This window comes from Streptomyces sp. RLB3-17, assembly GCF_007113425.2.
Lineage (GTDB): Bacteria > Actinomycetota > Actinomycetes > Streptomycetales > Streptomycetaceae > Streptomyces > Streptomyces mirabilis_D.
This window is the reverse complement of the sequence record NZ_CP041610.2, coordinates 3,503,167-3,518,404: the sequence shown is the minus strand read 5'-3', so window position 1 is coordinate 3,518,404 and position 15,238 is coordinate 3,503,167. Positions and strand designations below refer to the sequence as shown.

The window sequence follows — 15,238 nt, the reverse complement described above, 5'->3', positions numbered from 1 at the left end:
CGGGGCCCACCAAGATCTTTGGTGGGCCCCGGCCTTCGTTCTTCGGCTGCGGGTGGGTGGGGGTTGGTTGCGCCGTTCCCCGCGCCCCTGAGGCGGGGGCTGGGCGCGCAGTTCCCCGCGCCCCTGAAGGCCTTCAGCCCGTCCGGCGTTTGAGGACGAGGCCGTTCAGGCCGGTGGGGGCCGGGGCGTAGCCCCGCCCCCCAGGGGCGCGGGAAACTGCGCGACCGGCCCCCACCGGCCCGCAGCCGACGAACCCACCCGGGGGTCTGGGGGCGGAGCCCCAGGTGGGGATGATGGGGGTCCCCCCTGCTCGAGCGAAGCCGAGAGCTTGGGGGAGGGTAGGGGCGGCGGGGGCGAGGAACGGTCCCGCCGCCGCCCGGGGCTACGCCTTGCGGAGACGGAAGGTGAGGGACAGTCCCTCGTCGGTGAACGGGGCGCCGTAGGTGTCGTCGGCCTCGCCCTGGGCGAAGTCGGTGGCGAGGACCTCGTCGGCGATCAGCGCGGCGTGCTCGTTCAGAGCGGCGATGACGGCCGGGTCGGTGGACGTCCAGCGCAGGGCGATCCGGTCGGCCACGTCGAGGCCGCTGTTCTTGCGGGCCTCCTGGATCAGCCGGATCGCGTCACGGGCGAGGCCCGCCTGCCGCAGCTCCTCGGTGATCTCCAGGTCCAGAGCGACCGTGGCACCCGAGTCGGACGCCACCGACCACCCCTCGCGCGGGGTCTCCGTGATGATGACCTCGTCCGCGGCCAGCGGCACCGTCTCGCCGTCGACCTCCACCGAGGCGGTGCCCTCGCGCAGGGCGAGGGAGAGGGCCGCCGCGTCCGTCTCGGCGATCACCTTGGCGACCGCCTGGACGCCCTTGCCGAAGCGCTTGCCCAGCGCGCGGAAGTTCGCCTTGGCCGTGGTGTCGACCAGCGAGCCGCCCACCTCGGAGAGGGAGGCGAGGGAGGTGACGTTCAGCTCTTCGGTGATCTGCGCGTGCAGCTCCCCGTCGAGGGACTCGAAGCCGATCGCCCCGACCAGCGCGCGGGACAGCGGCTGGCGCGTCTTGACGCCCGACTCCGCGCGCGTGGCGCGGCCCAGCTCCACGAGACGCCGGACGAGGACCATCTGCCTGGACAGCTCCGGGTCGATGGCGGACAGGTCCGCCTCCGGCCACGAGGACAGGTGTACGGACTCGGGGGCGCCCGGCGTCACGGGGACGATCAGGTCCTGCCAGACCCGCTCGGTGATGAACGGGGTCAGCGGGGCCATCAGCCGCGTGACCGTCTCCACGACCTCGTGCAGGGTGCGCAGCGCGGCCTTGTCGCCCTGCCAGAAGCGGCGGCGGGAGCGGCGCACGTACCAGTTCGAGAGGTCGTCGACGAACGCGGAGAGGAGCTTTCCGGCGCGCTGGGTGTCGTACGCCTCCAGTGCCTGGGTGACCTGGTCGGTGAGCGCGTGCAGCTCGGACAGCAGCCAGCGGTCGAGGACCGGGCGGTCGGCCGGGGCCGGATCGGCCTCGGAGGGGGCCCAGTCGGAGGTGCGGGCGTACAGGGCCTGGAAGGCGACCGTGTTCCAGTAGGTCAGGAGCGTCTTGCGCACCACCTCCTGGATGGTGCCGTGACCGACGCGGCGGGCCGCCCAGGGGGAGCCGCCGGCCGCCATGAACCAGCGCACCGCGTCCGCGCCGTGCTGATCCATCAGCGGGATCGGCTGCAGGATGTTGCCCAGGTGCTTGGACATCTTGCGGCCGTCCTCGGCGAGGATGTGGCCCAGGCACACGACGTTCTCGTACGACGACTGGTCGAAGACGAGGGTGCCGACCGCCATGAGGGTGTAGAACCAGCCGCGGGTCTGGTCGATGGCCTCGGAGATGAACTGCGCCGGGTAGCGGCTCTCGAAGAGCTCCTTGTTCTTGTACGGGTAGCCCCACTGCGCGAACGGCATCGAACCCGAGTCGTACCAGGCGTCGATGACCTCCGGCACGCGGGTCGCCGTCCGTCCGCAGCCGTCCTGCGGACACGCGAAGGTGACCTCGTCGATGAACGGGCGGTGCGGGTCCAGGTTCGACTGGTCGGTGCCCGTCAGCTCGGAGAGCTCGGCGCGGGAGCCGACACAGGTGAGATGGCCCTCCTCACAGCGCCACAGCGGGAGCGGGGTGCCCCAGTAGCGGCTGCGGGACAGCGCCCAGTCGACGTTGTTGTTCAGCCAGTCGCCGAAGCGGCCGTGCTTGACGGACTCCGGGAACCAGTTGGTCTTCTCGTTCTCCTGGAGGAGACGGTCCTTGATGGCGGTGGTGCGGATGTACCAGGACGGCTGCGCGTAGTAGAGGAGCGCGGTGTGGCAGCGCCAGCAGTGCGGGTAGCTGTGCTCGTAAGGGATGTGCTTGAAGAGCAGACCGCGCTGCTGGAGGTCCTCGGTGAGCTTTTCGTCCGCCTTCTTGAAGAAGACACCGCCGACGAGTGGAACGCTCTCCTCGAAGGTGCCGTTCGGGCGGACGGGGTTCACCACCGGCAGTCCGTACGCCCGGCAGACCTTGAGGTCGTCCTCGCCGAAGGCGGGGGACTGGTGGACCAGACCCGTGCCGTCCTCGGTCGTCACGTACTCGGCGTTGACCACGTAGTGGGTTTCCACGTCCGTGGGGAACTCGACGAGCTCGAACGGACGTTGATACGTCCAGCGCTCCATCTCGGCGCCGGTGAAGGTCTCACCGGTGGTCTCCCAGCCCTCGCCGAGCGCCTTCTCGACGAGCGGCGCGGCGACGACGAACTTCTCCTCGCCGTTCGTCGCGACGACGTAGGTGACCTCGGGGTGCGCGGCGACCGCGGTGTTGGAGACCAGCGTCCACGGGGTCGTCGTCCACACCAGGAGCGAGGCCTGGCCGGCCAGCGGACCGGAGGTGAGCGGGAAACGGACGTACACGGACGGGTCGACGACCGTCTCGTAGCCCTGCGCCAGCTCGTGGTCCGACAGGCCCGTCTCGTCGCGCGGGCACCACGGGGCCACGCGGTAGTCCTGGACCAGCAGACCCTTGTTGAAGATCTCCTTGAGCGACCACCACACGGACTCCACGTACTCGGGGTCCATCGTGCGGTACGCGTCGTCCAGGTCGACCCAGTAGCCCATACGGTTCGTGAGCTCGGTGAACGCGTCGGTGTGACGGGTCACGGACTCGCGGCACTTGGCGTTGAACTCGGCGATGCCGTACGCCTCGATGTCCTGCTTGCCGGTGAAGCCGAGCTCCTTCTCCACCGCGAGCTCGACCGGGAGGCCGTGGCAGTCCCAGCCGGCCTTGCGGGCCACGTGATAGCCGCGCATGGTGCGAAAGCGCGGGAAGACGTCCTTGAAGACGCGCGCCTCGATGTGGTGGGCGCCCGGCATGCCGTTCGCGGTGGGCGGGCCCTCGTAGAACACCCACTCAGGGTGGCCCTCGGACTGCTCAAGGCTCTTGGCGAAGATCTTCTGCTCACGCCAGAAGTCGAGCACGGCGTGCTCGAGGGCGGGCAGGTCGACCTGGGCGGGCACCTGGCGGTACGTCGGCGTTGTCATCAGCGAGCTTCCTCCGGCGGACTTTCTGCCTTCCGTCCGGAGGGACGAGAGCCTGAGCAGCCATCTCCTGGATGCTGCGGACGCCGTGCGCGGCGCGCTCCCGCGGTACCACCCTCCTTGGCCCCCCAGTGCGTGCTGTGCACCAGTGAGCCCCCTCATTGGGGTCGCGATGCCGGTTCTACCGGCCGCTGCTCGCTCGCTGCGGCTTTCTTCCGGCGGCTCCGGGGTGATCTTCGCGTCGCGCTCGCCCCCGGGCTTCCACCGTCCCCGGGTCGCTCCTGGCCGCGTACGCCGCTACTCGTCCCCATCCACGCTTTTCGCTGCGCCCAGTGTACGGCGCCGCGCGGACAGCGGCCGACCGGTTTTCCGGGGTACGCCGTCGGGGGCGCCCGGGGTCGTGCCGCGGCCTGCTCGGTGACCCGAACGGCGAGGCACGGGCGTCCGGATCCTGGGACGCCGGACCTGGCGGATTACCCGGCGGGGAGCTGGGCACAACGCATGCAGGTTCCTCGCGAGGGACCCGCGGGGCGGACGAAACGTTGATGCGCCCGGTTGCCGCGGACCAGAAGTCGATTTATCGTCCCAGCACGATTTGCGCGCAAAATCACAATATGTGAAGGAGCCGCGGCCATGGTGGCGAAGAAGACCGCCGTACAGCAGTCGGCGTCCGGCAGATCCACGGGTCCGGCGGTCAAGGACGTGGGTGGGAAGAAGAGCGCGTCGGTGGCACCCGTGGCGCACGCGACCGATCCGGTGAACACCGTCACGAGGACCGCCACGGAACCGGCCACCAAGACGGCCACGAAAGCCGCTGTCGGCAAGAAGGCGGCGGCCACCGGTGAAGCGGCCACTACGAAGGGAGCCACCAAGAAGGCGGTCGCCAAGAAATCCGTCGCCAAGAAATCCGTCGCCAAGAAATCCGTGGCCAAGGATGCGGTGACCAAGGAAGCGGTCGCCCGGAAGGCGGTGGCCAAGAAGGCCGACGGGAAGAGCGTGGCCAGGAAGAGCAGCGGCACGGCAAGGAAAAGCACCAGTACGGCGAAGAAGTCGGTCGCTTCCGCGGCCGAAGGCGCGGCCAAGGCCGCGAAGACGACGGGAGCCACGACGGTGGTTGCGAAGAAGACTCCTGGCACGGCCACGGCGGCGCAGAACCCCACCGCTGTCCCCAAGGCGCGGATCGCCGCGGTGGAGCCCGGCGAGCTCGCGGTACGCCCCGGTGAGGACCCCTGGACCCCGGAGGAGGTCGCGGAGGCGCGCGCCGAACTCCAGTCCGAGGCGCTGCGGCTGAGCACCGAGATCTCGTCGTCCGAAGAGTCGATCGCGGGCCTGATGCGCGACTCCGGCGACGGCGCGGGCGACGATCAGGCGGACACCGGCACGAAGAACATCACACGCGAGCACGAGATGGCCCTGGCGGCCAACGCGCGCGAGATGCTGGAGCAGACCGAGCGAGCGCTGGAGCGGCTCGACGCGGGCACCTACGGGCTCTGCGAGAACTGCGGCAATCCCATCGGCAAGGCGCGGATGCAGGCCTTCCCGCGAGCCACCCTGTGCGTCGAGTGCAAGCAGAAGCAGGAACGCCGCTACTGATTCGCGCGGGAGGGCTCCTGCGCACGTGGGCGCCGGGGGGTGTGCCGTACCCTCGTCCTCAGTCAGGCACCTAGGTCGAGGGACTCACTCACGTGGCAGAGGCGGAGCGCATCATCGGTACGCCGGATACCCCAGGAGCGGGGGGCGCCGAGCCGGAGCAGTCCGGCGTGGAAGGGACCGGGGCCCCGGCCGAGGAGCCCAGGGGCAGGCGCAGGATCGCCGTCCTGTTCACGGTCGCCGCCCTGGCGTACGCCCTCGACCTGGTCAGCAAGCTGATCGTGGTCGCGAAGCTGGAGCACCACGCGCCGATCCAGATCATCGGTGACTGGCTGAGGTTCGAGGCGATCCGCAACGCGGGAGCGGCCTTCGGCTTCGGCGAGGCGTTCACGATCATCTTCACGGTGATCGCCGCGGCCGTGATCGTGGTGATCGCGCGGCTCGCGCGCAAGCTCTACAGCCTGCCCTGGGCGATCGCGCTCGGTCTGCTGCTGGGCGGTGCGCTCGGCAACCTGACCGACCGGATCTTCCGCTCGCCCGGGATCTTCGAGGGCGCGGTCGTGGACTTCATCGCGCCCAAGCACTTCGCGGTCTTCAACCTGGCCGACTCGGCGATCGTCTGCGGCGGCATCCTGATCGTGCTGCTGTCCTTCCGCGGGCTCGACCCGGACGGCACGGTCCACAAGGACTGATCGGTCCATCAGGGCTGATCGGCCCGCACGCAGTGGCGTACGGGATCTCTGGACGGACGTGTGAAAGGACGTCTGGAGGCAGGTTCACGGGCACTGCTGTTCGGGTGATGGTCCGGCGGTGTCCGACCCGTCCGGCATACTCGACGGGTGAGCACCATTCCCGAGATCCGCAACCTGCCCGTGCCCGACGGCCTGGAGGGCGAGCGCGTCGACGCCGCCATCTCCCGCATGTTCGGCTTCTCCCGCACGAAGGCCGCCGAGCTCGCCGCGGCGGGGAAGGTCACGGTCGACGGCTCGGTGGTCGGAAAGTCCGAGCGGGTGCACGGCGGCGCCTGGCTCGAAGTGGAGATGCCGCAGGCTCCCGCCCCCGTGCAGATCGTCGCCGAGCCCGTCGAGGGCATGGAGATCGTGCACGACGACGACGACATCGTCGTGATCATCAAGCCGGTCGGTGTGGCCGCGCACCCGAGCCCCGGCTGGAGCGGTCCGACGGTGATCGGCGGCCTCGCGGCGGCCGGGTACCGGATCTCGACCTCGGGCGCCGCCGAGCGGCAGGGCATCGTGCACCGGCTGGACGTCGGTACCTCCGGTCTGATGGTCGTGGCCAAGTCGGAGCGCGCGTACACCTCACTGAAGCGGCAGTTCAAGGAACGCACGGTCGACAAGCGGTACCACGCGCTGGTCCAGGGGCACCCCGACCCGATGAGCGGCACCATCGACGCTCCCATCGGCCGGCACCCGAACCACGACTACAAGTGGGCGGTGACGGCCGAGGGCAAGCCGTCCGTCACGCACTACGACCTGATCGAGGCGTTCCGGGCGGCCAGCCTGCTCGACATCAAGCTGGAGACCGGCCGCACCCACCAGATCCGTGTCCACATGGCGGCCCACCGCCACCCCTGCGTGGGAGACCTGACCTACGGCGCGGACCCGACGATCGCCAAGCGCCTCGGCCTGACCCGGCAGTGGCTGCACGCGGTGCGCCTCGGCTTCGAGCACCCCGGGGACGGGCAGTGGGCGGAGTTCGAGAGCGACTACCCCGAGGACCTGCAGAAGGCGCTCGACAAGGTGCGTGAGGAGAGCTACGCGTGAGTGGCTCGGACGGGGCGCGGGACGGGTCCCACGTGGCGCGGGGCGACTCGTACGCGGTGCGGGTGGCCGAGGACGCCGCGGACCGTGAGGCGTGCTTCGCGGTGCGCAAGGAGGTCTTCGTCGGCGAACAGGGCGTCCCCGAGGACATCGAGTACGACGCGTACGACGCCGGTGCCCTGCATGTGCTGGCGATCCGCGAGGACGGGGTGCCGCTGGGCACCGGGCGGCTCCTGTACGGCCCGGAGGCCGCCGCGAAGACCGACGGAGACCTGACGGTCGGCTCGCTCGGCCGGCTCGCCGTGACGAAGGCGGCGCGTGGGCTCGGCGTCGGCGTGGCCCTGGTACGGGCCATCGAGGACGCGGCACGCGCGCGTGGTCTCGCCGCGGTGGACCTGCACGCGCAGGCACACGCGATGGGGTTCTACGAGCGGCTCGGGTACGTGGCGTACGGCGAGGAGTTCCTCGACGCCGGGATCGACCATCGGGCGATGCGCAAGGCTCTGTGAGACGGGGTTCGTCGCACGCGGGCTGCTGGGCGGGCATTGTCGTAGGCGCGTGGCACGCTTGAGGTCTGGCTCTTCCTTGATCGCCTAGACCTTGCCGGAGCGCTGACCGTGGATCAGTTGGCCCTGTTGTTCGTGCTGATGCTCGGGGCCGTGGTGAGCGTCCCGGTGGGGGACCGGTTCGGGCTCCCGGCGCCCGTCCTGATGACGCTCCTCGGGATGGTGCTGGCCGTGCTGGACTTCGTGCCCAACGTGGACGTCCCGCCGGACCTGATCCTGCCCCTGCTGCTGCCTCCCCTGCTGTACGCCTCGGTGCGACGCACCTCGTGGAGACAGTTCACCGCCAACAAGCGGCCGATCTTCCTGCTCGCCGTGGCGCTGGTGTTCGTCACCACGGCGGCCGTGGCCTGCGTCGCCGGCGCCATCGTGCCGGGGCTGCCGATCGCCGCAGCCGTCGCCCTGGGCGCGCTGGTGGCGCCGCCCGACCCGGTCGCCGCGACGGCTGTCGCGGGGCAACTCGGGCTGCCCCGCCGACTGGTGTCGATCCTGGAGGGCGAGGGGCTCTTCAACGACGTGACGGCCATCGTGCTCTACCACGTCGCGATCGCCGCCGCCGTGAGCGGCACCTTCTCGCCGTGGCGGGCCGGGCTCGATCTCGTGCTGTCCGCCGTGGTCGCTGTCGCCATCGGGCTGGCGCTGGGGTGGGCGGCGAACAAACTGATGTCGCTGCTCGGTGACGCCACGCTGCAGATCGGGATGACGCTGCTGGTGCCCTTCGCGTCGTACGTCCTGGCGGAGGAGCTGCACGGGTCGGGGGTGCTCGCCGTGCTCACCACCGCGCTGTTCCTCGCGGAGTACGCCACCGATGCCGACGACGTCATGACGCGGCTCGCCGGGTACACGTTCTGGGACGTGGTGGACACGCTGGTCACCGGGGTCGCGTTCGGGTTGATCGGGCTCGAGCTGCACAACGCGATCAGGACGGCGTCGGGGCGGTGGGGCGAGATGCTGGGCTGGGCCGCCGCGATCGTCGCCGTCGTGGTGTTCGTACGGCTGGCGTATCTGATGCCGGCGACGTGGCTGACGAAACGGCTGCATGCGAAACGGGACTACGACGAGGAGATTCCGACCTCGTGGCGGGAGACCGTGATCATGTGGTGGTCGGGGATGCGGGGGGTCGCGTCCGTGGCCCTCGCGCTGGCCATTCCGCTGAAGATGGACGACGGGTCGCCGTTTCCCGACCGCGACGAGATCATCTTCATCGCGTTCGGGGTGATCATGGCGACGCTGGTGCTCCAGGGGCTCACGCTGCCGTGGCTGGTGCGCAGGCTCGGGGTGCGGGCCGACGAGGATGTCGAGAAGGCGTTCGAGAAGGAGCTGGCGGTTCGGGCGGCGAAGGCGGCGAAGCGGAGGCTCAAGGAGATCGAGGAGGTGGAGGAGCTGCCGGAGGAGTTGTCCGAGCAGCTGATTCGGCGAGCCTTCGACATCGGGACGCGGATCAGTCCGGATCTGGGGGACGAGGAGCGGAGGGAGGCGCATGAGCAGCGGGCTCGACGGGTGAAGCGGTTGCGGCGGATTCAGGGGGAGATGTTGAGCGCTGCGCGGCATGAGGTGTTGTCGGCGCGGAGTGAGCCGGGGGCGGATCCGGAGATCGTGGACCGGGTGCTGCGGCACCTGGACGTACGTAGTTTGCGTTGAGGGGGTTCTCCCGCCCGCGCACCGCCCGTTTCCACCCTGCTGACAAGTGTGGGTCGCTTGTGGGGGTGATTCGCCGTCGGCGGCTGCGGGGGAGAGGCGTACGGATACTCTGCGCGGCCTGCGGCCTGCGGCCTGCGGGCGGTGCGGTGGGTGCGGGCGGTGCCGATGGTGCGGTGGGCGCGGAGGGTGCCGGCGGTGACGGCGGTGCGGTGGGTGTGGGCGGTGCCGGCAGTGCGGAGGGTGCGGCCTGCGGCCGGGGCGGTGCGGGCGGTGCGGGCGGTGCGAGGGTGTGGGCGGTGCCGGCGGTGCGGAGGGTGCGGGCGGTGTGAGGCCCCGGGGTGGTCAGCCTCGGCCTGGGCCTGTGCGTGGGGGGTCGGGGGTGTGGGGGGTCGTGGGGGCGGTTATCGCGCCGTCGGTGTCGTCGTGGTCCGGGCGGTGGGGGCGGCCGTCGGGCCAGCCCGCGGGCAGGATCGCCTCGGCCGTGTTGACGCGGGGGAGGGCGTAGGGGTGTACGTCGGTGAGCCAGCGGATCATGCGCTCGCGCACCGTGACCCGTACCGTCCAGATGTCGTCCGCGTCCTTCGCGGTCACCAGGGCGCGCACCTGCATGGTGTTGGGGGTGGAGTCGGTGACGGCGAGGCCGTAGTCGCGGCCGTCCCAGGCCGGGCACTCGCGCAGGATGTCGCGGAGCTGCTCGCGCATCGCCTCGACGGGTGCCGAGTGATCGACGTGGAAGAAGACGATGCCGGTCATCTGGGGAGTGCCGCGGGACCAGTTCTCGAAGGGCTTGGAAGTGAAGTACGAGACCGGCATCGTGATCCGGCGCTCGTCCCACGTACGTACCGTCAGGAACGTCAGTGTGATCTCCTCGACGGTGCCCCACTCGCCGTCCACCACGACCGTGTCACCGAGGCGCACCATGTCGCCGAAGGCGATCTGCAGCCCGGCGAAGAGATTCGCCAGCGTGGACTGGGCGGCGACACCGGCGACGATGCCGAGGATGCCGGCCGAGGCCAGCAGCGAGGCACCTGCCGCGCGCATCGCGGGGAAGGTGAGCAGCATCGAGGCGACGGCCACCACGGCGACGATCGCGGACACCACCCGTTGGATCAGCGTCACTTGCGTGCGCACCCGGCGGACCCGCGCCGGGTCGCGGTGGGCGTTCGCATAGCGGGTGTAGGAGGTCTCGACGATCGCCGTCGCGATGCGGATCACGAGCCACGCGGCGGACCCGATGAGGATCAGGGTCAGGGTGCGGCCGACGCCGACCCGGTGTTCCACGAGCAACTTCGCCTGGTCGTACGAGCCGCGCAGCAGGGCGGCGAACAGCACGAGCTGGAAGGGGACCCGTGCGCGGCGCAGCAGGCCCCACAGGGAGGCCTCTTGGTGTCGGGCGTCGGCCTTGCGCAGGACGCGGTCCACGGCCCATCCGATGAGCAACGTGAGCACGACCGAGCCACCGACGACGATCAGGGGACGCAGTACGTTCTCCATGCCTGAGACCGTAACCGGCTCGAGGCGGCCCTGAACATGTCGCCCTGGTCCCTGGGCCTCGATCCGGGGCTGTCAGTCCTGGCTGGCACCATGGGGCACATGAACATCATGCTCTTTCACTCGACCTACGGGCTCCGGCCCGCGGTGCGCGCGGCGGCCGACCGGCTGCGTGCCGCGGGGCACGAGGTGTGGACGCCGGACCTCTTCGAGGGCCGCACCTTCGAGACCGTGGAGGAGGGCATGACCTTCAACGACGGGATCGGCAAGGAGGAGCTGCTCAGACGCGCCGTCCTGGCCGCCGCTCCCTACTCCGAGCGCGGCCTGGTGTACGCGGGGTTCTCGCTCGGCGCCTCCATCGCGCAGACCCTGGCGCTCGGCGACGAGAAGGCCCTTGGGCTGCTGCTCCTGCACGGCACGTCGGACATCGCCGAGAGCGCGTCGGTGGACGAGCTGCCGGTCCAGCTGCACGTCGCGGAGCCGGACCCGTTCGAGACGGACGACTGGCTGAGCGCCTGGTATCTGCAGATGCAGCGGGCGGGTGCGGACGTGGAGATCTACCGGTACGCGGGTGCCGGGCACCTGTACACCGACCCCGACCTGCCCGACTACGACGAGGAGGCCGCCGAGGCCACCTGGCGGGTGGCGCTCGGCTTCCTCGACTCGCTGTAACGGTCCGCCGCACCGGGGCGACGGGCTTCCAACAGACGGGCCCGGGTCATCTGTTGGATGGACCCGGGCCCGCCTGTTCACCTTCGGTCAACTGCGACCACCGGCGTTGGGGAGCGTCGGAGAACCTAGCCCGGGAAGCACTCCTTGGGCGGGTGCACCTGCGACGGGAAGTGACCGGACCACACCCAGGACGTCGGCTTGGAGTCGTAGATCCTGAACCACCGTTCCCCCGAGGGGGTCTTGGTGGTCGAGCACTGGATCCGCAGGGTCGTGCCCCGCGGCTCCGTGCGGTACCTCGTCGACGAGGAAGTGGGCTGGGCGTATATGGGAGAGCTTTCCGCCGTGGTCAGGTTGACGAACGCCGGTGCCGCTGCCGCCGTGGCCTCCTGCGCCTCGGCGGATGTGGCGGTGAGTCCGGCGAGGGCCAGGGCGGCGCCGAGCACTGCGGTCTTCGTCAGGACACTTTGGGGGGTGGCCATGTGACTCCAATCCTAAGGGAACTGACGGACCGTCAATAGGACGATCCGACAATGCGCCCGACGCTATCAAGATCTTCTCCGCGCCCGGAATTGTTTTCTACACCGGGTCGTAGGTGCGCTCGACCTTCTGGGTGCCGGTGCGCGTGCGGTACGAACGAGCCCAGGACGAGGTCGCGTTGGCGTTCGTGCGGTCGGACAGGACGTAGTAGTCCATCTGCGCGCGATCGGCGGTGATGTCCAGGACGCCGTAGCCGTGGCGGTCGGTGTCGACCCAGTGGACGTGCCGGTTGGCGATCTGGATGAGCGGCGCGGCGATCGCGGAGACCGTGCCCTCGGGGACCTTCACGATGTCGTCGAGGTTGTCGGAGGTCACCGAGGTGATCACGAACTCGGTGGCGGCCGACGCGGACAGCGGGTACGTCCCGGCGTCCACCGGTACGTCGTTGGCCCAGGACATGTGGATGTCGCCGGTGAGGAACACCGTGTTGCCGATCGCGTTCGAGCGCAGATGGGCGAGGAGTTCACGGCGGTCGTCGGTGTAGCCGTCCCACTGGTCGGTGTTGACACCGATGCCGTCCTGCGGCAGGTCCAGCAGCTTGGCGAGCGGCTTGAGCAGGTCGGCGGTGAGCGAGCCGATGACGAACGGCGCGATCATCACCGAGTTGCCGACCAGCCGCCAGGTGGTGTCGGACGCCTTCAGTCCGGCCTTCAGCCAGTCGAGTTGGGCCCGGCCCGTGATCGTACGGTTCGGGTCGTCGACCGTGCCGCTGGCCGTGGACGCCTGCTGGGACCGGAAGGACCGCAGGTCGAGCAGGGAGAGGTCGGCGAGCTTGCCGAAGCGCAGCCGGCGGTAGGTGGTGCCCTCGATCGCCGGGCGTACCGGCATCCACTCGAAGTAGGCCTGCTTCGCGGCGGCCTGACGTGCCGTCCAGGTGCCCTCGGCGCCCTCGGTGTGGTTGACGGCGCCGCCGGACCAGGCGTTGTCGGCGAACTCGTGGTCGTCCCAGATCGCCACGACCGGCGCCTTGTGGTGCAGGGCCTGGAGGTCCGGATCGGTCTTGTACTTGCCGTGCCGGGTGCGGTAGTCGGCGAGGGTGATGATCTCGTTCGCGGGGGAGTGCGGCCGCACGACCGTGCCGCGCGCCGCGTACTCGCCGGACTTGTACTCGTAGATGTAGTCCCCGAGATGCAGCCAGGCGTCCAGGTCGCCCCGGGCCGCGAGATGGCGGTACGACGAGAAGTAGCCCGCCTCCCAGTTGGCGCAGGTGACGACGCCGAAGCGCAGGCCCGCCACGGCGGCGTTGGCGGCCGGGGCGGTGCGGGTGCGGGCGACGGGCGAGTCGGTGCCGCCCGCGGAGAAGCGGAACCAGTAGTCCGTGGCCGGTTCCAGGCCGCGGATGTCCGCCTTCACGGTGTGGTCGGAGGCGGCCGTCGCGGTGAGGGAGCCCTTGGAGACGATCGTGGTGAACGCCTTGTCCTTGGCGACGGTCCAGCTGACTTCGGTGTCGGGGCCGAGGCCGGAGCCGGGTATCGCCGTGGAGGTGGGCGTCACTCGGGTCCACAGCAGGATGCCGTCCGGGAGCGGGTCGCCGGAGGCGACGCCGTGCAGGAAGGCGGGGGCGTCCGTGGCGGCGCGGGCCGGCAGGGCGGCGGCGAGCGGGCCGGCCAGGACAGCGGTCGCCGCCGCGGCCTTGACGACCGTACGGCGGCGCGGCGAGGGAGAGTTGAGGCCCTGGGACGCCTCGGATGATCTGTATCGACTGGTCACGACCGAACAGGTTACTGATCGGTACGTGCGAGAGCGGGCGAACCTCGAAAGTTCGCCCGCTCTTCACGCGGAGGCCGGATTCCCCGTCGGCGTCAGCCCTTGAGAGCCGCGTCCACCACCTTGTCGAAGTCGGCCACCGTCAGGAGCGGGGTGCCGCCGTTGAGCTGCTTGCCGTCCATGACGAAGCCCGGGGTGCCGGTCACGCCCTCCTTGTTGTCGTCGAAGGTCTTCGACATGGCCATCGCCCAGGCGTCGTAGGTGCCCTTCTTCACCGCGTTCTGGAACGCGGTGTTGCCCTTCAGCGCGGGAACGGTGTCGGCGACCTTGAGGAGGTAGGCGTCGTCCTTGAACTTGTCGGTCGTCTCGTCCGGGTGCCACTTCGTCGAGTACAGCGCGGTCTTGTACTCGAGGAACGCCTCGGAGCTGACGTTCAGCGCGGCGCCCAGGGCGCTCAGCGCGTTCTTGGAGCCCTGGCCGTTGTCCTTGTTGTCGATGAACGTGGCGCCGACGTACTGGAACTTGAACTTGCCGTCGTCGATGTCCTTCTTCACGGTCGAGCCGACGGTCTGCTCGAACTGGGCGCAGACCGGGCAGCGCGGGTCCTCGTAGACCTTGAGGGTCTTCTTGGCGGTGCTCTTGCCGATGACGACGGTGGTGCCCTTGGTGCCGGTGGTGTTGGCCGGGGCGACGACCTTGGCGTCCTTCAGGCCCGCCCAGTAGCTCGGCTTGTTGTTCTGCACGACCGCGTAGCCGACGCCGCCGGCTATCGCGAGGACGGCGACGATGGAGCCGGCCACGATGGCCTGGCGCTTGACCTTGTCGCGCTTGGCCTGGCGCTCGCGCTCGAGGCGCAGCTTCTCGCGGGCCGCCGTCTTCGCCGCCTGGCTGTTTCGCTTGCTCATGTTGGTGATCTCCATGGGGGACGCGCACACGTGGTACGCGGGATACGTACGGGGGACTGCCGGTGCTCAAGGGCTGTCGCGCAGAAGCGATGGCTCAGGCGAAAGCGGCCGAGAGCGGCGGTCCACGCCGTCCCAGGGAGTGCACGAACAGGCGGGTGCGGGCGCCCGCGCTCCGGCGCGCGGGGCGCGGCAGCCGGCGTGCCGGGGCGAGCCGTACGGTCACCGCGGCGACCGCGATCAGCAGGGGCCGGAAGGTGGCCGCGGCCACCGCGCGCAGCAGCTGGTCCAGGGCGCGGTCGCCGCGGCGCAGCCAGGCGGCCGCGAGCAGCCCGACGCTGACATGGGCGGCGAGCAGCAGCCAGGCGGCGGCCGGGTCGGTCTGCGCGAGCAGGGTGGCGGCACGGTCGCCGCTGCCGCCGGTCACGTGGGCCAGCGGGGTGCCCACGCTGCCGCCGCCGCACAGCACGTCGAAGCCGACCGAGCGCAGCGGGCCCGCGACGGGGCCGCCCGCCCTGCCGTAACAGACGTGCTGGCCCGTGGTGAACACGGTGTCGGCGGTCAGCTCCAGCGGGACGAGCAGGGCGGCGATCCGGCCGAAGCCGCGCTCGCGGCCCGCCAGCGCGTACGCGATGACGAAGACGGCCGCGGCGATCGCCGCCATGGTGCCCAGCGGCAGCGGGACCCGGGACAGCAGTACGTGCGACGCGGTGGAGAGCGTCACGACGACAGCCGTGAACAGAGCCGCGCGCACGGCTCTGAGCTGGGTCCCGGGTATGTCCATAGCGGAGCCGAGTGTCCCACGTGCTCCCGTAAGGGCCCCCT

Annotated in this window: 12 protein-coding genes; 6 read left to right on the top strand and 6 right to left on the bottom strand. The window is 70.3% G+C overall.

The window, feature by feature from the left end; genetic code table 11:
• Positions 1–382: 382 nt before the first annotated feature.
• Positions 383–3,532, bottom strand: coding sequence for an isoleucine--tRNA ligase (gene ileS, locus FNV62_RS16310; protein WP_097284305.1), 3,150 nt, complete (start codon positions 3,530–3,532; stop codon positions 383–385).
• A 630-nt stretch (positions 3,533–4,162) separates the two neighbouring features.
• On the opposite strand from ileS, the gene FNV62_RS16305 reads away from it, so the two are divergent.
• From FNV62_RS16305 to FNV62_RS16285, 5 genes are all read left to right on the top strand, one after another.
• Positions 4,163–5,122: a TraR/DksA family transcriptional regulator gene (locus FNV62_RS16305; protein WP_144315339.1), complete on the top strand. Its 960-nt coding sequence runs from the start codon at positions 4,163–4,165 to the stop codon at positions 5,120–5,122.
• Between the two features lie 92 nt (positions 5,123–5,214).
• Positions 5,215–5,811, top strand: a complete 597-nt coding sequence (gene lspA, locus FNV62_RS16300) for a signal peptidase II (RefSeq protein ID WP_054231480.1) — start codon at positions 5,215–5,217, stop codon at positions 5,809–5,811.
• A gap of 147 nt (positions 5,812–5,958) precedes the next feature.
• The gene (locus FNV62_RS16295; protein ID WP_054231479.1) at positions 5,959–6,903 is read left to right on the top strand and encodes an RluA family pseudouridine synthase; all 945 of its coding nucleotides are present in this window, start codon (positions 5,959–5,961) and stop codon (positions 6,901–6,903) included.
• Complete coding sequence (locus FNV62_RS16290; protein WP_382214762.1) at positions 6,900–7,409, top strand: GNAT family N-acetyltransferase; 510 nt, start codon at positions 6,900–6,902, stop codon at positions 7,407–7,409. Before FNV62_RS16295 ends, FNV62_RS16290 begins: the two co-directional genes overlap by 4 nt.
• Positions 7,410–7,517: 108 nt before the next feature.
• Positions 7,518–9,104: a Na+/H+ antiporter gene (locus FNV62_RS16285; protein WP_097284302.1), complete on the top strand. Its 1,587-nt coding sequence runs from the start codon at positions 7,518–7,520 to the stop codon at positions 9,102–9,104.
• A 342-nt stretch (positions 9,105–9,446) separates the two neighbouring features.
• Here FNV62_RS16285 and FNV62_RS16280 read toward each other — a convergent pair whose 3' ends face one another.
• Entirely contained in the window at positions 9,447–10,598 is a 1,152-nt protein-coding gene (locus tag FNV62_RS16280; RefSeq protein ID WP_143613081.1) for a mechanosensitive ion channel family protein, read from the bottom strand.
• Positions 10,599–10,697: 99 nt separating this feature from the next.
• On the opposite strand from FNV62_RS16280, the gene FNV62_RS16275 reads away from it, so the two are divergent.
• The gene (locus FNV62_RS16275) at positions 10,698–11,267 is read left to right on the top strand and encodes a dienelactone hydrolase family protein (RefSeq protein WP_097288894.1); all 570 of its coding nucleotides are present in this window, start codon (positions 10,698–10,700) and stop codon (positions 11,265–11,267) included.
• A gap of 125 nt (positions 11,268–11,392) precedes the next feature.
• On the opposite strand, the gene FNV62_RS16270 is transcribed toward FNV62_RS16275, so the two are convergent.
• From FNV62_RS16270 to FNV62_RS16255, 4 genes are all read right to left on the bottom strand, one after another.
• Complete coding sequence (locus FNV62_RS16270) at positions 11,393–11,746, bottom strand: hypothetical protein (RefSeq protein WP_054231476.1); 354 nt, start codon at positions 11,744–11,746, stop codon at positions 11,393–11,395.
• A gap of 97 nt (positions 11,747–11,843) precedes the next feature.
• The gene (locus FNV62_RS16265; protein ID WP_144315338.1) at positions 11,844–13,514 is read right to left on the bottom strand and encodes an alkaline phosphatase D family protein; all 1,671 of its coding nucleotides are present in this window, start codon (positions 13,512–13,514) and stop codon (positions 11,844–11,846) included.
• A 92-nt stretch (positions 13,515–13,606) separates the two neighbouring features.
• Positions 13,607–14,416: a thioredoxin domain-containing protein gene (locus FNV62_RS16260; RefSeq protein WP_054231584.1), complete on the bottom strand. Its 810-nt coding sequence runs from the start codon at positions 14,414–14,416 to the stop codon at positions 13,607–13,609.
• Positions 14,417–14,510: 94 nt separating this feature from the next.
• A complete protein-coding gene (locus tag FNV62_RS16255) occupies positions 14,511–15,197 on the bottom strand; it encodes a hypothetical protein (protein WP_097284299.1) in 687 nt (228 codons plus the stop codon).
• Positions 15,198–15,238: the final 41 nt, after the last annotated feature.